Annotated in this window: 17 protein-coding genes and 1 pseudogene; 9 read left to right on the top strand and 9 right to left on the bottom strand. The window is 40.2% G+C overall.

Translation table 11 applies throughout. The features are described from left to right. Window positions 1–26: 26 nt before the first annotated feature. From A7968_RS15395 to A7968_RS15385, 3 genes are all read left to right on the top strand, one after another. Entirely contained in the window at window positions 27–722 is a 696-nt protein-coding gene (locus A7968_RS15395; protein ID WP_064667461.1) for a SapC family protein, read from the top strand. Between the two features lie 186 nt (window positions 723–908). Then, window positions 909–1,613: a SapC family protein gene (locus A7968_RS15390; protein ID WP_064667460.1), complete on the top strand. Its 705-nt coding sequence runs from the start codon at window positions 909–911 to the stop codon at window positions 1,611–1,613. A gap of 114 nt (window positions 1,614–1,727) precedes the next feature. After that, complete coding sequence (locus A7968_RS15385; protein WP_064667459.1) at window positions 1,728–2,768, top strand: isoaspartyl peptidase/L-asparaginase family protein; 1,041 nt, start codon at window positions 1,728–1,730, stop codon at window positions 2,766–2,768. A gap of 8 nt (window positions 2,769–2,776) precedes the next feature. Here A7968_RS15385 and A7968_RS23000 read toward each other — a convergent pair whose 3' ends face one another. The 5 genes from A7968_RS23000 to dinG all read right to left on the bottom strand — a co-directional run bounded on the left by A7968_RS23000 (window position 2,777) and on the right by dinG (window position 6,768). Next, window positions 2,777–2,950, bottom strand: a complete 174-nt coding sequence (locus tag A7968_RS23000; protein WP_084448219.1) for a DUF2496 domain-containing protein — start codon at window positions 2,948–2,950, stop codon at window positions 2,777–2,779. Continuing rightward, window positions 2,943–3,215 carry a late competence development ComFB family protein gene (locus A7968_RS15380; protein ID WP_064667550.1) on the bottom strand — a complete coding sequence of 91 codons (273 nt, stop codon included), beginning with the start codon at window positions 3,213–3,215 and terminating at the stop codon, window positions 2,943–2,945. The genes A7968_RS23000 and A7968_RS15380 overlap by 8 nt, the downstream gene beginning before the upstream one ends. A gap of 79 nt (window positions 3,216–3,294) precedes the next feature. Further along, on the bottom strand, window positions 3,295–3,915 hold the full coding sequence (locus A7968_RS15375; RefSeq protein WP_064667458.1) for a primosomal replication protein: 621 nt from the start codon (window positions 3,913–3,915) through the stop codon (window positions 3,295–3,297). A 1-nt stretch (window position 3,916) separates the two neighbouring features. Beyond that, a complete protein-coding gene (locus A7968_RS15370; protein ID WP_064667457.1) occupies window positions 3,917–4,693 on the bottom strand; it encodes a TSUP family transporter in 777 nt (258 codons plus the stop codon). Continuing rightward, complete coding sequence (dinG, locus tag A7968_RS15365) at window positions 4,693–6,768, bottom strand: ATP-dependent DNA helicase DinG (RefSeq protein ID WP_064667456.1); 2,076 nt, start codon at window positions 6,766–6,768, stop codon at window positions 4,693–4,695. Before dinG ends, A7968_RS15370 begins: the two co-directional genes overlap by 1 nt. 60 nt (window positions 6,769–6,828) lie before the next feature. On the opposite strand from dinG, the gene A7968_RS15360 reads away from it, so the two are divergent. The 3 genes from A7968_RS15360 to A7968_RS15350 all read left to right on the top strand — a co-directional run bounded on the left by A7968_RS15360 (window position 6,829) and on the right by A7968_RS15350 (window position 15,612). After that, entirely contained in the window at window positions 6,829–9,219 is a 2,391-nt protein-coding gene (locus A7968_RS15360) for a DNA polymerase II (RefSeq protein WP_064667455.1), read from the top strand. A gap of 278 nt (window positions 9,220–9,497) precedes the next feature. Continuing rightward, window positions 9,498–12,371 carry a TonB-dependent receptor domain-containing protein gene (locus A7968_RS15355; RefSeq protein WP_064667454.1) on the top strand — a complete coding sequence of 958 codons (2,874 nt, stop codon included), beginning with the start codon at window positions 9,498–9,500 and terminating at the stop codon, window positions 12,369–12,371. A 421-nt stretch (window positions 12,372–12,792) separates the two neighbouring features. Continuing rightward, on the top strand, window positions 12,793–15,612 hold the full coding sequence (locus A7968_RS15350) for a TonB-dependent receptor domain-containing protein (protein ID WP_064667453.1): 2,820 nt from the start codon (window positions 12,793–12,795) through the stop codon (window positions 15,610–15,612). A 131-nt stretch (window positions 15,613–15,743) separates the two neighbouring features. On the opposite strand, the gene A7968_RS23815 is transcribed toward A7968_RS15350, so the two are convergent. Continuing rightward, window positions 15,744–15,917: an IS3 family transposase gene (locus tag A7968_RS23815; RefSeq protein WP_227008935.1), complete on the bottom strand. Its 174-nt coding sequence runs from the start codon at window positions 15,915–15,917 to the stop codon at window positions 15,744–15,746. Window positions 15,918–16,029: 112 nt separating this feature from the next. Here A7968_RS23815 and A7968_RS15345 point away from each other — a divergent pair, with 112 nt between their 5' ends. From A7968_RS15345 to tnpC, 3 genes and pseudogenes are all read left to right on the top strand, one after another. Continuing rightward, a complete protein-coding gene (locus A7968_RS15345) occupies window positions 16,030–16,344 on the top strand; it encodes a hypothetical protein (protein WP_064667452.1) in 315 nt (104 codons plus the stop codon). Next, on the top strand, window positions 16,341–16,691 hold the full coding sequence (gene tnpB, locus A7968_RS15340; protein WP_064667451.1) for an IS66 family insertion sequence element accessory protein TnpB: 351 nt from the start codon (window positions 16,341–16,343) through the stop codon (window positions 16,689–16,691). The genes A7968_RS15345 and tnpB overlap by 4 nt, the downstream gene beginning before the upstream one ends. Window positions 16,692–16,771: 80 nt before the next feature. Then, window positions 16,772–18,238: pseudogene (gene tnpC / locus A7968_RS15335) on the top strand (IS66 family transposase). On the opposite strand, the gene A7968_RS23810 reads toward tnpC, so the two are convergent. The 3 genes from A7968_RS23810 to A7968_RS15330 form a co-directional block, all read right to left on the bottom strand. Next, window positions 18,172–18,441 (bottom strand): IS3 family transposase, encoded by a 270-nt coding sequence (locus A7968_RS23810; protein WP_157586765.1) that lies wholly within the window; start codon window positions 18,439–18,441, stop codon window positions 18,172–18,174. The pseudogene tnpC and the gene A7968_RS23810 sit on opposite strands and share 67 nt — an antisense overlap. Window positions 18,442–18,666: 225 nt before the next feature. Next, a complete protein-coding gene (locus A7968_RS23225; RefSeq protein WP_157586763.1) occupies window positions 18,667–18,837 on the bottom strand; it encodes a hypothetical protein in 171 nt (56 codons plus the stop codon). A 304-nt stretch (window positions 18,838–19,141) separates the two neighbouring features. Further along, a complete protein-coding gene (locus tag A7968_RS15330) occupies window positions 19,142–20,767 on the bottom strand; it encodes an alpha-glucosidase family protein (RefSeq protein WP_064667450.1) in 1,626 nt (541 codons plus the stop codon). Window positions 20,768–20,906: the final 139 nt, after the last annotated feature.

Here is a 20,906-nt window from a genome sequence, read left to right as displayed (position 1 = left end):
AATAATAACATATTGATGAGTGATTTATGTCAGAAAATTATGAAATATTTAGCTTGGAAAAACATAAAAAATATTCTGTTCAAATTAGTGGTAAATATTCATACGCTAGCCACCTACATATGGTAAGCATTGTACCTAGTGAAATTGCAAAAGTAGCTTTAAACTTCCCAATTTCTTTTATTAAGTCAAAAAATGATAGCTATCATATGGTGGCTATTTTAGGTTTGCAAGCTGGTTCAAATGTGTTTATCGATGATGATCATTTTGATACGGTTTATGTTCCACAAAATATATCTAAATACCCTTTTTCGTTAGCAAAAAATGCTGAAGGGGACATCGTAATTGCGATTAATTCAGATGAGTTGAATGATCTAGGTGAAGGGGTTGCTTTAGTTGCTGATAATGGACAACCATCTGCTTATATGCTTGAGAAGCAAAAGCAATTAAAACACTTAGCTGAGCAAGAAGTGATTGGCAATCAGTTTATTGAAAAGCTAAGTGAGTTAGGTTTGCTTGTCGAGCAAAACTTCAAGTTTGATTTAGGTGATGGTGATAAAAAACAAATCTCAGGTTTATTTTCTGTGGATCGTGACTTATTAAATACATTAAGTGATGAAGAATTACTTGAATTACAGAAAAGTGGAATGCTTGAGGCTATTTATTCTCAGTTAATTTCTTTAGGTCAATTTCAGCGACTTATCGACAAATCTAGAATAGGATAAATGCATTAAACTGCTATACGTAAGTTTTGGGCTGATGATGAACAACCGATGATTAACAGCAGTTCATTTTAAAAAAGTCCAACGTACAAATTGTCACAAAGTTTTCACTTCCTTTTTGCCGTCAAAACCTTTAGCCTTAGGGCACTAACAGCAAAAATATAAATTAATAAATAACGGAGCAGTAACATGGCGGAGCAACAAGTACAGCCTTTACACAATGAAAAGCATGCCAACACTAAAATTCAAAATGGCATCAATGTAGAATTTTTAAAAACTCAACACTTAGTGCCAGTTGTTGCACATGAGTTTGCGCGTGTAGCAAATGAGTTCCCTATGTCTTTCGTTAAAAATAACGAAACAGGTCAATTTCAAGCGGTAGCAATGTTTGGTTTAGAGCCAGGCGAGAACCTTTTTGTACAAGATGGTAAATGGACTGCAGCGTTTGCACCTATGGCAACGACTCGCTACCCACTTGGTTTAGTTAAGCACCCACAAGAAGATCAATACGGTATCGTAATTGATGAAGCAAGCCCATTAGTAGGTGAAGCTGAAGGTAATGCGTTATTCGAAAACGGTGAAGAAACTGATTATTTAAAGCGTCGTAAAGAAGCTTTAGTGTCATTCATTGAGTTTTCTCATGTAACAGAAGCGTTTACTAAGTACCTTGCTGATAAAGAGCTTTTAGTTGCACAAACACTGACTGTTGATATCAAAGGCGAGAAAAAAGACATCAACGGTATTTACCTTATCGATGAGAAAAAGCTTAACGAGTTAAGCGATGAAGAGTTCTTAGACCTTCGTAAGCGTGGTTACTTAGCACCGATTTACTCATTCTTAACGTCTACTCATCAAGTAGCACGTTTAGCTCGTTTAAAAGCGCAACAAGCGTAATTTAAACGAAAGCGCCTTTGGGCGCTTTTTTTGTGTCTTTTATCTGGTTAGGGTTGTAATTTTACGTAAGTTTATTCACATTGGAGGTACTTACATCCAACACAAGTTACCGGTATGAACAAGTCACTGTTTACTGCGCTTATAAGCGCTGCGTGTATAACCCTAAGTACGTCTGCATTGAGTGCGCAATCGTCTAGCCCATTCGCTATTGCAATCCATGGTGGCGCCGGCACGATTGAAAAAAGCCGCTTTACTCCAGAGCAAAACCAGGCTTATCGCGCAAAATTAAAAGAAGCTGTTGAAACTGGCTACAAAGTACTTGAACAAGGTGGTGAGAGCCTTGATGCAGTGACAGCCGCAATCAATGTGCTGGAAAACTCCCCGTATTTTAATGCCGGCCGTGGCGCTGTTTATACTTACGATGGTAGCCATGAATTGGATGCCTCGATTATGGATGGTCGCGATCGTCAAGCCGGTGCTGTAGCCGGGGTTAAACACATAGAGAACCCAATTAATTTAGCACGACTCGTAATGGAAGAATCTGTGCATGTGATGCTCAGCGGCCAAGGTGCTGAAGAGTTTGCTAAAGAGCAGGGCGTTCCACTGGTCGAAAATAACTTATTTGATACAGAAAACCGCTACAAAGCCTTGTTAAAGGCCAAAGAAAAGCTAGATAAAGCAAAAGCTACCAGTAAAGATTATCAGGCCGCACATCAGGCATTACCTGTGAACTATAAGATGGGTACGGTTGGTGCAGTTGCCCTTGATAAAAACGGTAACTTAGCAGCAGGCACATCAACCGGTGGTATGACGGCGAAACGCTTTGGCCGTATTGGTGATGCGCCAATCATTGGTGCTGGCACCTTTGCTGAAAATGAGTCATGTGCAGTGTCTGCCACAGGTCACGGTGAGTATTTTATTCGTTATAATGTGGCGGCTGATATTTGTGCCCGGGTTAAATATCAAAATAAAACCATTGCCCAAGCTGGGGATGAAGTGATCAATGATGTACTAAAGCCGATAGGTGGCACCGGTGGTGTTATTATTGTTGATAACAAAGGTAATATCAGCTTACCGTTTAATACCAGTGGTATGTATCGCGCTAGTAAATCGAATACGCAGGCTACTTACGTGGCGATTTTTGATGATGAGTAATATCGGATTTAAGTTAATTGCTCAGTTCTGATAAGCTGGTCACGTTTTTGCTCATAATCAGTTTTAATAATTTCCAGCGCATTTAGCACATCATTTGGAGCAACTTCGTGTTGCTCCAAAAGCATAATCAAGTCAACGGCAAGTTTTATATGAATCGGTGCTTGTTCAAGGTCTTTAGTCATCTAAGTTCTTCTTTTTTGCGATTTGGCTGATCGCAACGTCAATTGCTGTGTTAACGCGCTCTTGCATATGGATGCGCTCAACTTGTGGTAAATAAAATTCCATATCAACATCATAACGAATATAGCGTGCTGGCAGCTGATTGAGTACAGTGCAACAAAAATCAGCCATTACGTCTTCGTTATAGCTTTTTTCAAGTTGTCGTTTAATGATTTCTTCAATCACTATTTTTTCATAATAGTTGTGGATGTCGTCATGTAATCGCACTTGTTTATTCACTGTTAAAAGGTCACGTTAATTTAAGTTTATACTAGGTATAGAGATAAATCGAACAATCCACTTCAGCTTAGCGCAACTGTTGTTTTTCGACTTGCTGAATTTTTTCTTCTGTAGCCGATATAGCTTTGCGACAACGTCCTAGGCGCCCGTGTAGGGCTAAGATCTCAAGATTGATAGCTTTGGCTTTTACAGGGCCTACGTTTTGCATTCTAAGTTTACATTCTTCAACCATCAGCACTAAGCGGCGCTCAAATTCGTGATTTTGTTTAAGTTCGTCATACAGCTCATGAGCGGGTTGCATGATTTGTTTTACGGCTTGTTGGTAAGGTGCCGATTTATTGAATGTTTTACTGCGGGCTTTGTAAGTGCTTTTATTTTCTTTTTCCCAAATCGGCGTAGATTTTATAACATTAAATACGGCTTGTACCTGATTACCTATCCGCTCTAAAGCATAGTTATGAGCATGACGACGCTCCAGTGGTGGAAGGCTATTAACTTCGTCTTCAATTTCGAGCACGTAATCTACGAGCTTCATACTTTTAGTCGTAAACACACCACGGTCAAATAGACTGGGTTGTGCTTGCATATAACGGTTTTTAGCAAATAACTTAGCTTTATCAAACTGCTCAGCGTGTTGCTTTAAAGTAGCAACCTGTTGGCAAAGTTTATCAAAAGAAGCTGAGTTCATATTATAAATACGCCTCGTAAATTAGCTTTAGCGCTAAAATTATCACCACAGTATTGAATACCGGACGAATGAATTTGCTGCCGAATCGAATTGCAGAGTGGGCTCCTAACCAAGCACCAAACATTAAAAAGAAGCCCATAGTAATGCCTAGTAAAAAGTTAACATGACCAAGTGCAACAAACGTTATTAAAGATACAAAGTTTGAAACAAAATTCATCGAGCGGGCAAGGCCACAGTTAAGTAATAGGCTCATTTTATACAATAAGCTATTTGATGCAGTCCAAAAAGTGCCGGTGCCAGGGCCCGCCAAGCCATCAAAAAGGCCTAAGCTTAAACCTTGCAACCATTGTTTTATTTTTGTTGCCCTATTGAGTGGCGGAAGGTTGTCGTGCTCTACCGTGCTTAAATTGCCAAACAGGCTATAACAAGCGACTAGAATAATCACGATGGGTAATAGCTTGTTTAAAAATCCGATACTAAGGTAATCAACAATTAGTGTGCCAATTAATGCGCCAATGGCAGTTGCCATGATAGAAGCGGCCCAGAATCGAGGATTAAATAGTTGCTTACGAAAGTAAGTCACACTTGCAGTGAGTGAGCCAAAACTCGCGGCGAGTTTATTGGTGCCGAGTGTTAAATGGGGAGGCAGTCCTGCGGTTAAAAGCGCGGGCACAGTTAACATACCGCCGCCACCGGCCACGGCGTCTATAAAACCAGCGGCAAGTGCCACCACGCAAAGAAGTGCCCAGGTTGTTGGGTCTAGTGCAAGTTCAAACATTAATAATCTATTTGTCTTTTAAAGGGTGGTAATGTGTCCAGCATGGCTTTGCCATAGCGCTTGGTCACTAAACGGCGATCGAGGATTGTGATCCGGCCTTGATCGTTCTCTTTACGCAGCAGTCTACCACAGCTTTGCACTAATTTCTTCGCTGCATCGGGCACTGTGATGGATAAAAATGGATTGCCACCTTTGCTCTGCACAAATTCAGCTTGTGCCTCTTCGATAGGTGACGTCGGCACGGCGAATGGAATTTTAGTGATCACTAAATTTTCAAGGTATTTACCGGGCAAATCAAGTCCTTCCGACAAGCTTTGGGTGCCAAATAAAATACTGCCTTTGCCAGCATCAATATTCTTTGTGTGTTGTTTTAACAGTGCTTCACGAGACATTTCACCTTGCACTAGAATATCTAGGTTTTTAGCGCGCAAGGCCTTTACGACATGATCCATTTGCCAGTACGAAGCAAATAATACTAAATTAGCTTGTTGGCTATTTAGGTGTTCAGGTAATACTTTAGCTAAATGATCGCTAAATTCTTTATCCGTCGGCTCTATATGCGCGGTTGGAATATGCAATGTCGCTTGGTTAGGGTAATCGAAAGGGGAAGGGACTTTTAAGTATTTTACGCCTTCTTCTTTAGCAAGCCCACTTTCATATGCAAAATGATCAAATGAGCCCAGTGCAGTGAGTGTAGCGGAACATAAAACGGCACCCGCACATTGTCGCCAGAGTTTATCTTTTAAGTAATAGCCTACTTCAATTGGGCAGTCACTTAATAAGTGATCGTGATGATTTTTATATTCTAAACGTTTGATCCATCGGGCATGAGGTGTGCCTTCACCTTTAGTTGCGTAACTAAACCAGAGTTTATTGAGTTGTTCAAGGCGATTAATATAGTGCCCGCTTTCACCTAAAATAGGGTCGGCCACATAGGGCTTTATATCGCCATCGCTCACATCTTGTACTAGTGTGTCGTGCATTTTATTTAGGCAACGTAGCGCATCGAGCGTTGCTTCGCTAATATCTTTGGCTTTAGTGTGTAACGACTCAGGTATTTCACCATGCTCGAATCGGTAAGTATCGTCTTTTGAATAATTAAAATCAGCATTATCCAAAATGTCGCGCACCACTTTTAAATCTTTATTGGCATCATTAATACTGTCACAAAGCTTAAAGTTTTGGCCGATGGCTTTTTGACCGACTAATACTTTGGCCATTTTGCCACTAAATTTAGTGAGTTTATCAAGCCAATCAATGGTGCCTTTAATGGTGGCTGCGGCAGATGAAAAATCACGGGTAATATGTGCAAGGTGATGCGCTTCATCAATAACGTAAATACTGCTATCAGGCTCAGGTAAAATTTTCCCACCACCTAAATCGAGATCGGCCAGTAATAAAGAATGGTTAATAACTAATACATCCATTTGCATTAAGCGTTGGCGAGCAAGTTGAAATGGGCAGGTTTGGTGTGCTTTCATTTGCCGTTGACAGGCATGTTTATCGCAGGCGATTAATCCCCACACGCGATCCGGAATGGTATCAGCCCAGCTGTCTCGATCGCCTTGCCACTTTTTATTGGTGTATGCATCGTAGAGTTGTTGCAAACATTTGGTTTCCATCACGCTTAGTGGCGATGAGAGTGTTGGCATAAACTCCATTTGTGTTTGGCTATCGCCATTGACTGCATTATGTAGCTTGTGCGCGCAAATATAACGTTGGCGACCTTTTACTAAATCAAATTTGAAATCAAGGCCTGAATGTTTTTTAAAAAAGGGCAATTCTTTACTTATTAATTGTTCTTGCAAGGCTACCGTAGCGGTTGAAATAATTAACTTCTTTTTTTGCGCAAGAGCCAGTGGTAATGCCCCTAAACAATAAGCCAGCGATTTTCCCGTACCAGTGCCTGCTTCAATAACGCAAATACGTTGTTTTTTATGGTATTCGCCAGCCAGCGTTTTGGCGATTTCTGCTACTAGATAGTTTTGGCTGCTGCGAGGGCGATAATCACTCAGGTTATCGGCCACATGCTTATGAATTTTTCTTATCGTCGTTTTTAATGTATCAGAAAGCATGGGTGAATAACCTAAAGTATGTATATAATTACAGTGCTGTATATTAATTGGGATCGAACATTGACACAAGCAATCTATCAAGGCTTTATACTTTCAAGGCAACAATATGCTGCTGATAAGTATAGCCGCCATAGCGGGATCACCCTCTGTTATTGGTTGAGCTCAGATCACGGACCGATAAAAGTGTTAGTGCCAAATCAGCAGGCGGTGTTTTTTATTCCAGAAAAACAGCATGCCCTAGCTGAACAATTGCTTCGTCAACAAAATTTTACCGCTGAATTTAAACCTGTCCCAATGCAACATTTTGGCGGCGAACAATGTATTGCGTGTTATTTCTCCAGCTCGCAAGCACTATATCAAGCTCGGCAGGTGTTTGAGAGCCAATCTATCGATAATCAAATCACAGTGTATGAAGGTGATATACGCCACAGTGACCGTTTTTTAATGGAACGTTTTATTCGTGGTGGGGTGTGGGTCACCGGAGATGTTACTCAGCAAACAGGGTATATTCAAATCGATAATGCTCAGTTAAAAGCCGCCGATCCATATACTCCACAGTTTAAAACGGTGTCATTAGATATCGAATGCAGTGGAGAGGGGGTGTTGTTTTCTGTTGGCTTAGTAGGTGAGGGAATTGACTGCGTACTAATGATTGGTGAACCTGAACAGAGCGAGCAACGCATTTATTGGTGCTTTGATGAAATTGATTTACTCACGCAATTACAACAGTTAGTAAAGCAAGTCGATCCTGACATCATTATTGGTTGGAATGTCATTGAGTTTGATTTTTCAGTACTAAATCGCCGCGCTGAAGCGCTGGGGGTTAAATTATTGCTGGGCCGCGGCCATGGACAACTTCAGATACGCGAAGGGCACTTTACTCGTTTAACTCTACCAGGGCGCTGTGTGATTGATGGTATTGATACACTAAAAAATGCCACTTACCATTTTAATAGTTTTTCTCTGGCGAATGTGAGCCATAAAGTGCTTGGTGAAAAAAAACTGATCCAAAGTGATAATCGCTTGAGTGAAATTATTCGTCAATTTAATGAGGACAAGCTATCACTCGCCGCTTATAACCGCCAAGACTGTGTGCTCGTGAATCGTATTTTTGCACAGTTGAAATTAATCGAGTTTGCGATAGTTCGTACGCAATTAACAGGGCTTGAGCTGGAACGAATGGGCGGCTCTGTAGCGGCATTTACCAATTTATATTTACCGTTATTACATCGCAGTGGCTACGTTGCGCCAAACTTAGGCGATCATGGTTTATCGTTTGAAAGTCCTGGTGGTTTTGTGATGGAGTCAATTCCTGGGCTGTATAAAAATGTCATCGTACTGGATTTTAAAAGCTTGTATCCATCAATTATGCAAACGTTTTGTATTGATCCGCTTGGGCTAATTCGCGGCTTAGCAGATCCAGACAACGCGATAGCCGGTTTTAAAGACGCATTTTTTTCCCGCACTGAGCATCACCTTCCTAATTTAATAAAAAAGTTAGCCTCATCAAGGCAGCACGCAAAAAACACTGATCAACCCATGCTGTCGCAAGCTATAAAAATCATCATGAACAGTTTATATGGCGTGTTAGGATCTAAAGGTTGCCGCTTTTATGATCCACGTTTATCAAGCTCTATTACACTACGTGGTCATGAGATTATGCAAACCACGCGTCAATGGATTGAAGAGCTTGGATACAGCGTTATTTATGGTGATACCGATTCCACATTCGTAAGTTTACCCGACGAACTAGGTGCTACAAGCTGCAAAGAAATTGGTAAACAATTAGCCAATACAATTAACGAAAAATGGCAACAGACACTCAAGCAGCGCTATGCGATAACAAGTTACTTAGAAATCGAGTTTGAGACGTTATACAGCCCATTTTTTATGCCCACCATACGGGGTAAAACAACTGGTTCAAAGAAACGCTATGTTGGTCAAGTGGATACAAAAGGCAAAAAAGAACTTATTTTTAAAGGAATGGAGACAGCGCGCAGCGACTGGACCCAGCTTGCCCATGAATTTCAAACCGAATTATTTACTACCTTATTCCTAGATAACTTCAGCGTAGAAATGTTCACGCCCATTATTGAAAGTTATATTACTCGTTTATACGCAGGTGAATTTGACGATAAGCTCGTGTATAGAAAAAGGCTCGGCCAACATTTAATTGATTATCAAAAAAATATCCCGCCGCAAGTACAAGCAGTAAAAAAATATCAAGCCCTACATCCTGAGTTTGTGATCAACAAAGGGCAGATTGTTGAGTATGTGTATACAAAATCAGGGCCAGAGTTGTTTATAGAAAAAACTCCAGCTACTGAGTATCAATTTGACTACAACGTATACGTCGAAAAGCAACTAAAACCAATCGCACAAATGATCCTCCTTCCCCTCAATCACGATTTTTTAACAACCAATAAAGCACAATTATCGTTACTTTGGTAAGCAGATAGTTGAAGTTCCAAAAAAATCGTGGTTAATGTGATTATGTCAACAGTAAACCTCCGTATAAAACAAAAAATAAACATTCTTTTTTATCCTTAACCAGTCTGCAACTTACGTATAGGGTTTTGGGTTTAGTTTAGGTTAAATTTATGTAATTAAATGTTGTCATTTGCATTTGTTTTGTTTATTGTTGCACTTCCATTGTAACTTAAATGTTTCATGGTCTTGCAAAAAGTTAAATAAAAATAACCACAAAATAGTGGTCCAGGGAGAATCAAATGTTAAATAATAAAATTTCAAAAGCTGTTCGCTTAGCGATCGCTTTTGGTGCAGCATCAACAGCTGCATTTTCTGCAAGCTCGTTTGCAGCAGAAGAAAATGATGGTGTTGAAAAAGTTGAGCGTATTCAAGTAACAGGTTCTCGCATAAAGCGCACAGACTTAGAGACGTCTAGTCCAGTTACTGTAATGACTGCTGAAGAGATTAAATTAAGTGGTTTTACTCGTGTTGAAGATATCTTGAATCAGTTACCGCAAATTGAAGCTGCAGAAAGTTCATTTTTAGCGAATGGCGCAACAGGTACTGCAACAGTAGATTTACGTGGCCTAGGTTCAAACAGAACTTTAGTTTTGATAAACGGCCGAAGAATGCAGGCGGGTAGTATTACATCTCAAGTTGCTGATATAAACCAAATTCCTTCATCACTAATTAAGCGAGTGGATGTTTTAACTGGTGGTGCAGCTGCTGTTTACGGTGCTGATGCTGTTGCCGGTGTTGTTAACTTTGTAATGGATGACCAGTTCGAAGGGGTTTCTCTTAACGTAGGTACTTCTGGTTATCAACACAATAATGATAACAAATACATTCAAGGTTTGATGGATGAAAAAGACTTCGAATACGATACAGGTAGCACAGGTATCGATGGTAAGTCTTACAGCATAGATTTTACTGTGGGTGGTGGATTCGATGGCAGCAAAGGTCACGCTGTAGGTTATGTAACGTACAACCGTCAAACTGAATTGTTGCAAGGCTCTAGAGATTACTCATCGTGTGCATTAGATGGCGCAGGTCAATCTTGCGGTGGTTCTGGTACAACTCCAAATCCATTTTTTGATATTTATCCTGTAGTTGATGGTGAAGTTGATTACAAACAAAATTTTTACGGTTACCTAGAGCCAAATGGTTCTGGTTTCAGAGAAGATGATGGTTATCGTTATAACTTTGCCCCAGTCAATCACTTTTTAAGACCAAATGAGCGTTTTACGCTAGGTACATTTATTGATTATGAAATCAATGAAACTTTCCGTCCATATTTAGAGTTCTCCTTCATGCACAACAGAACTGCTGGCCAAATCGCGGAGTCCGGCACGTTCTATAATGAAGAGTTTTTATTTGATTATAATAACCCTTTATTATCTGACGCTCAAAAACAACAGCTTCAAGGGTTGTTCAATCAAGATGGAACTGATCAATTTGTTGCTTACATAGGTAAACGGAATGTTGAAGGTGGACCTCGTTCTGATAATTTAGAGCACTCTTCATACAGAATACTAACAGGTATGGAAGGTGAGCTTAGCGATAATTGGTCATACGACGTTAGCTATAACTACTCTGCAACAACTTCAAGTTCTGTTTACAAAAACGATTTACTTGCTCCAAAGATTGGTCCTCGTGTTGGTGCTGTAGGTACGGAGTGTGACGAGGCCGATGGCTGTTTATACTACAACGTATTTGAACTCGGTGGTGTAACACCAGAACAAGCCGCTCAACTTGCAGGTGTAGGCATTCAAACTGGTTTAGTGACACAGATTATTTATAGTGGTTATATTAGTGGTGAGTTCGACTGGAGTCTTCCTACAACTTCTTTACCTGTTGGGGCTGTATTTGGTGTTGAACGTCGCGAACAAGATTACGAACGTGAATCAGATACTGTTTACGCAGAAGGTCAACTATTAGGTCAAGGTGGCCCTTCACTAAGCCTTTACGGTGCAATTGATGTAAACGAAGTTTACGGTGAGTTACAAATTCCAGTATTAGATAACTTAAATGTGTCGACTGCAGCTCGTTGGTCCGATTATTCTACAACCGGATCTGATACGACTTATTCAATTGGTGTTGATTATACTCTTGCAGACAAATACAAATTTAGAACTAGTTTTGCAAAAGTTGTACGCGCCCCCAACGTAGGTGAGTTATTTGCAGCTCAAAGCCTTGGTCTTTGGAGTGGCGCAGACGGTTGTGCTGGTGATCCAAATGCAGCGGATCCAGCTGACAGACCTACATATTCAGCTAGTCAATGTGCTAATGCTGGTGTGAGTGCTGACCAATACGGTAGCATTGGTGAATCACCTGCGGGACAATATAACCAACTAGCTGGTGGTAATCCAGCACTTCAACCTGAAGAAGGTGAGACACTTACTATTGGTTTAGTTGCTTCTCCTTTTGATAACTTTAACTTTTCTGTTGATTACTTCAAAATTGAAATTGAAAAAGTTATTGGTACAGTAGGCGCAGAGCGTATATTAAATAACTGCGCTGAAACAGGTGACGAGTTCTTCTGTAACAACATTACTCGCAGTCCATCTGGTAGTCTTTGGTTAGGTCAAGAAGGTTTTGTAACAAACCTAAGTGATAATATTGGTGGTAGGACTTGGGAAGGTATTGATGCCACAGCTGCCTACTCAATGGATCTAGAAAATGCAAGCTTGAAATTTGACATTAACGGTTACTACAGCATGAAGAAAGAAGTTGAACCTATCCTAGGTGATTCAACTTTAGCTTATGACTGTTCTGGTAATATTAATACAGACTGTTTCGCTTCGCCTAAATGGCGTCATACAGCTAACGTAAATTACATCCGTGATGACTGGCGTGTTGGAGCTAAATGGCGTTACTACGGCGGTATTGACTATGACGGATCAGCGGATGTTTCATTAATTGAAAATGGTGGTATAGGTTCTTATAGTTTTATCGACTTATCTGGTAGTTACTCTATTAATGAACATGTAACGTTAACGGGTGGTATGAATAATATCTTCGATAAAGAACCTCCTATGGTGGGTAACACAATTGCTTCAAACGCAAACACAGTTGCTGGATTTTATGACACATTAGGTCGTTTTATTCACATGAGTGTAAATTTGAAATTCTAACCTGATTGCTAATTTAAGTATATGAATTTAAATTAAAGCCTGTAGTTTCAGGCTTTTTTTATTTTAAACTTTTATGACGCATTTAAACAGTCGGCTTTATGGACTCATAGTTTTCATATTAATTATTAGGTAGGATAAACCCTTTTTAGTTAATTGATTTTGTGAAGTAAATCCGCCGGTGTTAGGTTAGGCTAATTTTCATAAAGCAGTGAATTACCTAAAAATCAGATTGGTTAATTATGTTTTTTATCTGTGAAAATATTTGTGTTTAGGTTAAATAACTGTTGACCTTTGGTCGTCTCTAATATTAGTATCGTTTTGCTTAGACGGGTTCTTGTACACTTATTGTTTACAAAGTAACTAGTTAATTTGCAAATAAAACTAATAAAATCATACATTCAGTATGACCAGGGAGAATCAAATGTTAAATAATAAAGTCTCAAAAGCAGTTCGCTTAGCGATCGCTTTTGGCGCAGCATCAACAGCTGCATTTTCATCAAGCTCTTTTGCTGCTGAAGAAGGCGCAGAGCAAGTTGAGCGTATTCAGGTGACTGGTTCACGCATCAAACGAACTGATATGGAAACTACAGTACCAATTACGGTCATTGGACGTAGCGATATTGTACAAATGGGGGCGTTAAATGTCGCGGATGTTTTAAATCAAACTCCTGTTGCAATCGCTGGTTCAGATCAGTCAAATTCATCATTTAGTACATCGGGAGTAGGCTTAAATACTACTTCATTGCGAAATCTAGGTGAGTCAAGAACGCTAGTCTTGGTTAATGGCCGTCGGTTTGTGTCAGGTGTATCTCCATCTTCAGGTTATGCTGTTGACTTAAATGCAATTCCAGCTTCTATGATTGAACGAATTGAAATTCTTAAAAGCGCCTCATCAGCAATTTATGGTACCGATGCCGTTGCTGGTGTTGTAAATATAATCACTCGAGATAATGTTGAAGGTGTTGAGTTCAATGCTCAAACAGGTATTTCTGCAGAAAGTGACCGAGAAAAGTATACTGTAAATGTCACTGCAGGGAATAGCTGGAATACAGGTAATGTAACTGTTGCGATAGGATATGATGATGATAAAGGGTTAAAATCTTCTGATAGGGACTTTTCTCGTTTTGATGAAGCTATTTTATTAGACGACGACGGTAATGAATATGTGGATAAAGTTTATTCATCTTTTCCTCCTCAAGGCCGTGTAGGTAGTTATAATGGAGATGGAACACCTTACACTGGTTTGGCAGGTGGTGAAGCATTCAATCGTGCATCATTTCGTCAACTTGTTACTCCTTTAGAGCGTAAATATGCAGCTTTTAACATAAAGCAAGATATTAATGATGATGTACATTACTTTGCTGAAGTAAACTGGAATTCATCGAAAACTTATGATTCGACGATAGAACCTACACCATTTTCAACTGATGACGTTTTCCTTCCTTCGCGTGGTGGGGTAGGCGGTATATCAATGAGCAATCCAATGGTGCCTGAATTATTACGTCAGAACTTATTGGCTGATGGTTTAACAATGGATGATAATATTCCAGCTTTAGTACGACGTATGGTTGAGTTTGGTGCTCGCTCAACTGATTTAGAACGTGATACTATTCGTATTGCAACAGGTATTGATTGGGAAATTAATGATGCTTGGGCACTAAATACATATGTATCTTGGGGTAAAACTGATCAACGTCAAGATAGTGGCGGTCAAGTAAATATTGAACGTGCAGCCCAAGCATTTGATGTAATAGAAAATGCTGATGGGGAGTTACAGTGCGCTAACGATTTAGCAGTATTGCAAGGTTGTGTTCCGTTAAACCTTTTTGGAGCTGGCTCTGTTTCTCAAGAAGCTGTAGATTATGTGAAGGTTCCCGCGAAAACAGCAGGTCAATCTGAGCAATTTATTTTTTCTGCTTCATTAGTTGGTGAGTTACCAATTGAGCTGCCAGGTGGAACAATTGGCGTTGCACTAGGTGCTGAGCATCGTCTAGAAAGTGGTTTTTATAATCCTGGTGATTTAGCTCAAACTGGAGCTTCAAGCACAAATAAATCTCTACCGACAAATGGAAGTTATACATCAGACGATTTCTATGTTGAAACTATCTTACCTGTTTTAGACAACCTTGAAGTTGATTTAGCAGCACGCTATTCAGACCATGAGATTGTTGGTGGGGAAACAACATGGAATGCTGGTATCCAGTATTCGCCTATTGATACCTTAAAATTACGAGCTTCAGCTGCAACAGCAATTCGTACTCCTAACATTGCTGATTTATTTGGCGGAAGAGGTGAAACTTTTGCAACTGTTACAGATCCTTGTAGTGGTGTAACTGCCTCAGACACAGGTAATGTTGCTCAAAACTGCCTCTCTATTCCTGAAGTTGCTGCACGTGTAGCTGCAACCGGCTCATTTCAGTTAACTCAAATTGAAGCGCAAAGCACAGGTGGATTTGTTGGTGGTAATGAAGAAGTGAAATCAGAAACTGCTGATACTTATAGCCTAGGTGTTGTTTGGCAAGTAACAGATGAGTTTTCTTTAACTGTTGATTATTATGATATATCTGTTGAAGATGCTATTTCTACAACTAGTCGCACAACTGTACTAAATCGCTGTTTTGATGTGTCTTCATCAGAATTCGATCCATCGTGTTCAGGCAATGCTTTACGTGATAAGAATGGCGCCCTTGTGGAGGTTAATTCCGGAACAGGTAATGAAAATAATATCGAAACATCAGGTATTGATATTGAACTAGCTTATAAGTTAGATACTGATGTTGGTACTTTCGGTGCTAACTTACTCTGGAATCATCTTCGTCAATATGATATTACAGGTATTGAAAGTGGTGAGACAATAGAATACGCTGGTCAAGTTTATACACCTGATAATCGCGCAAACTTAAATTTAAATTACGGGTTTGAAGATTTTAATTTTTCTTGGCGTATGCGTTATTGGGACCGTTCTGTTGACAGTGTAGATGGTGGTAATTTTAACTACACTGATTTTACTCCATTAGTGGAATATAATGAATTTCCATCAGTTGTTTATCATGATATATCAGGTACATATAGCTTCTCAGATAGTACAGATGTAACATTAACTATCCGTAACTTATTTGATAAGCAACCACCAGTTGCTAACCAAAGTTCATCAAGTGGCGGTACTGGTATTAATACTGTATCTGAAGCTTATGATGTTACAGGTCAATATTTCCAACTGAGTTTTACAACTAAGTTTTAAGTAAATATATATTTATTTATAAAGTCAGCTAATGAAGCTGACTTTATATTTTAATAAGCAATATCTGTATAATATAACATAAGTATTTTCTAGTATAAGTGAACTTGCCTGTATGGACTTCTCTGCTTTCACTAGACAGTTTTTAGCTCAGAATAATACGCTTCTTCAAACTTAACAGGTGAAACACCTCGTGTGTGTGAATGGGGCCTTTTTGGATTGTAAAACATTTCTATAAAATTAAATATCTCAGCTTTCGCACCTTTGCGCGGCGAGTACATCTTCCTTTTAGTTATTCGCTTCTTAATCGTCGTAAAAAACTTTCAGCAACCGCATTATGAGTAAGCGTCCGGCCAACCACACCTAGCAACAACACTTTTTGTATTTGAAAATACCTTCAGCTTTTTATTGGAGGTTATTATGAATTCACCCATCCCTAAACGCTGGCTAGAAATTCTCACGCTTCGCTCGTCATTTACCGGAACGAATGAAGCCTTTTGCAAACACTATCAAGTATCTATCAGTTCGTTTTATAAATATAAAAGTATGCAGCAGGTTAAGGCCTCAGGCGCGTCACCTCAATTTGTGCGAGTTGAGCAACAAACCCAGCGCACACACGTCAGTATCACTGAGCAACTAACGATTGACTTTAATACTCGCACTGGCCAACTGACTTTACCCACAACACTTAACTGTGATGCTATCGTCTCAATTATTAAAGGTCTATCAGCATGAAGATGTTTGTTAATCCGCCCGAGGTGTACTTATGTGCTGAGCATGTGGACTTTCGTAAATCCATCAATGGCCTTGCGGCGTTGGTGGAATGTGAGCTTGAATTACCAGTGCTATCGGGAGCGCTCTTTGTGTTTTGTAATAAAAAGCGCGACAAGTTAAAGCTTCTCTATTGGGATAAAACGGGCTTTGCATTGTGGTATAAGCGACTTGATAAGTACAGGTTTAAATGGCCTAAGCTTAAACGCGATACCATGACACTGAATGAACAGCAATTACATTGGCTATTATCAGGGTATGACGTTATTAGCCATGAAGAAATCAACGTAAGTCAGTACACAGTTACTTAATTGCTTAGATCAATTGATGATCATCAAGGTTTAAGTTATTAGCCCTATTCATTGTGCATAAAAGCCGTAAAATAAACGGTATGAACGATGTATTTACCTTACAACAACGCATTGCTGAGCTTGAGAAACAGTTATCTCAAGCAAATGAGCGAAATCAATACTTGCTAGAGCAATTCCGTTTAGCCCAACAAAAACAATTCGGCAAAAGTGCTGAAGGCTTTGTGGGGCAAGGTGAATTATTTAATGAAGTTGAAGAGATTGCTGAGACAATCGAGCCCGAGCAGCAAGCAATTAGCTACACCCGCAACAAGCCTAAGCGCAAGCCACTACCAAAAGACTTACCGCGTGAGTAGGTTGTTCACGACATCGACGATAAGCACTGTGCATGTTGTGGCGGTGAATTACATAAAATCGGTGAAGATACCGCTGAAAAGCTTGAGTTCATTCCTGCACAAGTCAAAGTGATTGAGCATATTCGCCCGAAATACGCGTGTCGTGCATGTGAAAAATCAGGCACTGAGTCAAAGATAAAGCAACAGCCGATGCCAGCCATGCCAATTAACAAAGGCATGGCCACAGCCAGCTTGCTAAGCCAACTGATAACGAGTAAGTATCAATATGGCTTACCGCTTCATCGCCAAGAGAGCATGTTTAAGCAATACGGCATAGAGCTTAGCCGACAAACCATGAGTGACTGGGTGATTAAATCAGCAGCGCTGTTTACCCCGCTCATTGAGCGTTTAAAAACAGAATTACTCAAACAATCTGTACTTAACGCTGATGAAACCACGGTTAATGTGGTGAAATCGGATAAAGTAAATAGTTACATGTGGGTGTACTGCTCAGGGGCTGATTCACCTAAGCCTGATAACCCTATCCCCAATATTGTGCTTTACGACTACCACACTAGTCGCGCAGCCGCCTGCGTGATGAATTATCTTAATGGTTACCGAGGCTATTTACACGTGGATGGTTATCAAGTGTATGAAAAAACACAGGCCACCCTTGTGGGTTGCTGGGCGCATGCTCGTCGCAAATTTATAGAGGCGAAAAAGCTGCAAGGGAAAAACAAAACAGGCAAAGCCGATGTTGTGCTCAGCTTGATACAAAAACTGTATGGGATTGAATCGCGGCTGAAAGATAAATCAGCTGATGAGATTTATCATACTCGGCAAACACAAAGTAAGCCGATACTCGACAAGCTCAAACAGTGGCTAGAAAAACATCAGCCAAACTTAGTTGGTAACAGCAAGCTCATTGATGCCGCCAACTACATGGCAAACCAATGGCCGAAACTCATCATGTACATCAACGATGGGCGACTGAGCATTGATAATAACCGTGCAGAAAGGGCCATCAAACCGTTCGTCATTGGCCGTAAGAACTGGCTGTTTAGCCAAACAGCGACAGGGGCGAATGCAAGAGCGATACTTTACAGCATCATTGAAACAGCCAAAGCCAACGGCTTAGTACCCTACGATTACATCACGGCGTGTTTAAATGAGTTGTGCCAACTAACACCTGATATCGATAGTCTATACCCATAGAATTTTAAAGGCTGGGTGGTGATCACCGGAAGGATACGACGCTTATAACCAATTTGTGCTTTAATCTTATGTTGTCGCATGATCGTAGCAACATGATTTACGCTGCATTGCTCGCCAGCTTCACGCAAATTTGCGTGTATCCAAGGGCTACCGTAGTGCCGCCACTGGCCATATAAAACTATTGAATGAACTTCAATAAGCAATTATCTTCAAGCGCTTTATCGCTGAAAAGCCTTTTTAACCACACATAAAAACCGCTGCGATGCAGTTTAAAAAGACGGTACATCATGGTGATGGAAAACTAATCTTGGTGATCACGACTGAAGTCGTACTTTAGTCGAGGTTATTGGCAAAGTACCTTGCGGTCTTTTTTAAAATATCTTGTTCCTCCGTAACAAGTTTCAATTTAGCCTCTAATTTAGCGATCTTCACTTTTTCATCGGATGATTGAGCGGATTTAGGTTTATCTGATAACTGGCTTCGTCAGTGATATAACGCTTTGGTACAAATACCCAATCGCTCAGCGACTTCTGTAACGTAGTATCCATGATCAGTAATTTTTTAACAGCCGCCTCTTTAAACTCTTGGGCTTTGCTCATAAAACACCTCTTATGAGAAGTTACAATGTAACTGTCTAGCAAACTATTGGAAACCCAGTTATGAAGAAATCGTGGAGCACTAGTTTCGCAAGCGTGGAATAAATTCATATCAATTTCAGATACAGTTAAAAGCATATGCTCTAGAGGCCCGATTACATTGACATAATCTAGTGATTAATTTATCCGCTATTATTTAAGAGATACTTATTATTTGTGTATAAAATCGGTGATAATTGCTATCACCGATTTTTTTAGGTTTTACAGAATAGCTAGTTTGTAATACCGCTAGATATAATCCAAAAAATCAACCAACCGCTGCGTAAAAACAACCGAAACCGGGCAGGGTTAGGGTGTGTCCTTCTACAGTACCAACGTGGTGCTGAAGCTCTTCATGAGGCGTAATGTTGGTGTGCTGAATATCGAGGCTTGCCGATTCCTGTGCTAAGTTAAATACACATAACATTGTTTGTCCTGCAAAGTGGCGATAGAAGGCAAGCAATGGCTCTGGCGTGTTAATAAATTCAATATCACCTTCAAGTAAAATAGCTTGCTCTTTTCGCCATGCCATAAAGTGACGGAAGGCATTTAAAATTGAATCACGATCGCTATCTTGCTCATTAACAGCTTGTAGCTTGTGGTTTTGATCAACCGGTAACCACGGATTTACAGTTGAAAAACCAGCCTGCTCGCAGTCGTTATTATGCCAAGGCATTGGTGTACGACAGCCATCACGGCCTTTAAAGTTTGGCCAAAAAGTAATGCCGTAAGGGTCTTGTAAATCTTCAAACGCCACACTTGCTTCACCTAAGCCTAACTCTTCACCTTGATACATACACACACTACCGCGCAGTGATGCAAGCAAAGCGCTGAGCATTTTACACTGTGCTGGGTTGATGGTGTTATCACTGCTCCAACGACTTGCTACACGCTCTACATCATGGTTGCTAAACGCCCAACAAGGCCAACCTTCAGTCATTCGTTCTTCAAGTGTTTGTACTGTTGTACGGATATATTCACTACTATAATCATTGGTTAAAAGCTCAAAGCTGTAACCCATATGCAGTTTATCGCCACCGGCGGTGTATTCAGCCATGGTCGCAAGTGAATCTTCAGATGATATTTCACCTAAAGAAACAGTGCCTGGGTATTTATCAAGCAAGGTGCGAATATCCTGCATAAAGCTGATATTTTCAGGCTGGGTATTATTGTAGTGATGATATTGAAATGCGTACGGGTTATCTTCACTAAAACCACGACCTTGGCGTTTTTCTGGCGGTTTTGCTGGGTTGTCGCGAAGCTGTGCATCGTGATAGCAAAAGTTAATCGCATCTAATCGAAAGCCATCTACACCTTTTTTCAGCCAAAACTCAACGTTATCTAATACAGCTTGGCGTACTTCTGGATTATGAAAATTTAAGTCCGGTTGCTCAGTTAAAAAGTTGTGCAAATAATATTGCCCACGGCGCGGCTCCCATTGCCAGGCCGGGCCACCAAAAATAGAAAGCCAGTTGTTTGGCTGGGTGCCATCTGGCTTGGCATCAGCCCAGACATACCAATCACTGCGGTCATTACTTTTATCTTCACGGCTGTCTAAAAACCATTGATGTTGGTCTGATGTGTGGCTCAATACTTGGTCAATAATAATTTTAATATCACGTTGATGAGCTTGAGCAATAAGTTCGTCAAAGTCATAAAGATCCCCAAAAAGTGGGTCTACGTCACGATAATCGCTGATATCATAGCCAAAGTCTTTCATTGGCGATTTAAAAAATGGTGAGATCCAAATAGCATCAACACCCAGACTTTTAATATAGTCTATGCGGCTGATGATCCCTTTTAAATCACCAATTCCGTCACCGTTGGTATCTTGAAAACTGCGCGGATAGACCTGATAAATCACTGCGCCTTTATACCACTGCTGTTGAGCCATTTTTTTCTCCGTCGTAACAACACTAGCCATTTTATCCTAGCGACTATCGCTTTGTGGAAGTGCTGTGTTCGTGATCTTGTTAGCAGTTCAACTAAAAGTGAACCACGTTATTTTTTAAAAAGCATACGTGAAGGGTTTG

It is taken from the genome of Pseudoalteromonas prydzensis, from assembly GCF_001661495.1.
Lineage (GTDB): Bacteria > Pseudomonadota > Gammaproteobacteria > Enterobacterales > Alteromonadaceae > Pseudoalteromonas > Pseudoalteromonas prydzensis.
Note: the sequence above shows the minus strand (reverse complement) of the source record. Positions and strands in the feature narration are given on the sequence as shown.

Coding starts and splice junctions, on each gene's coding strand:
- A7968_RS15370 (WP_064667457.1), bottom strand. CDS start 4,693: ATGTTTGAACTTGCACTAGACCCAACAACCTGGGCACTTCTTTGCGTG.
- A7968_RS23225 (WP_157586763.1), bottom strand. CDS start 18,837: ATGAGCAAAGCCCAAGAGTTTAAAGAGGCGGCTGTTAAAAAATTACTG.
- A7968_RS15330 (WP_064667450.1), bottom strand. CDS start 20,767: ATGGCTCAACAGCAGTGGTATAAAGGCGCAGTGATTTATCAGGTCTAT.
- A7968_RS15375 (WP_064667458.1), bottom strand. CDS start 3,915: ATGAACTCAGCTTCTTTTGATAAACTTTGCCAACAGGTTGCTACTTTA.
- A7968_RS15355 (WP_064667454.1), top strand. CDS start 9,498: ATGTTAAATAATAAAATTTCAAAAGCTGTTCGCTTAGCGATCGCTTTT.
- A7968_RS23000 (WP_084448219.1), bottom strand. CDS start 2,950: ATGACTAAAGACCTTGAACAAGCACCGATTCATATAAAACTTGCCGTT.
- A7968_RS15390 (WP_064667460.1), top strand. CDS start 909: ATGGCGGAGCAACAAGTACAGCCTTTACACAATGAAAAGCATGCCAAC.
- A7968_RS15395 (WP_064667461.1), top strand. CDS start 27: ATGTCAGAAAATTATGAAATATTTAGCTTGGAAAAACATAAAAAATAT.
- tnpB (WP_064667451.1), top strand. CDS start 16,341: ATGAAGATGTTTGTTAATCCGCCCGAGGTGTACTTATGTGCTGAGCAT.
- A7968_RS15345 (WP_064667452.1), top strand. CDS start 16,030: ATGAATTCACCCATCCCTAAACGCTGGCTAGAAATTCTCACGCTTCGC.
- A7968_RS15385 (WP_064667459.1), top strand. CDS start 1,728: ATGAACAAGTCACTGTTTACTGCGCTTATAAGCGCTGCGTGTATAACC.
- A7968_RS15350 (WP_064667453.1), top strand. CDS start 12,793: ATGTTAAATAATAAAGTCTCAAAAGCAGTTCGCTTAGCGATCGCTTTT.
- dinG (WP_064667456.1), bottom strand. CDS start 6,768: ATGCTTTCTGATACATTAAAAACGACGATAAGAAAAATTCATAAGCAT.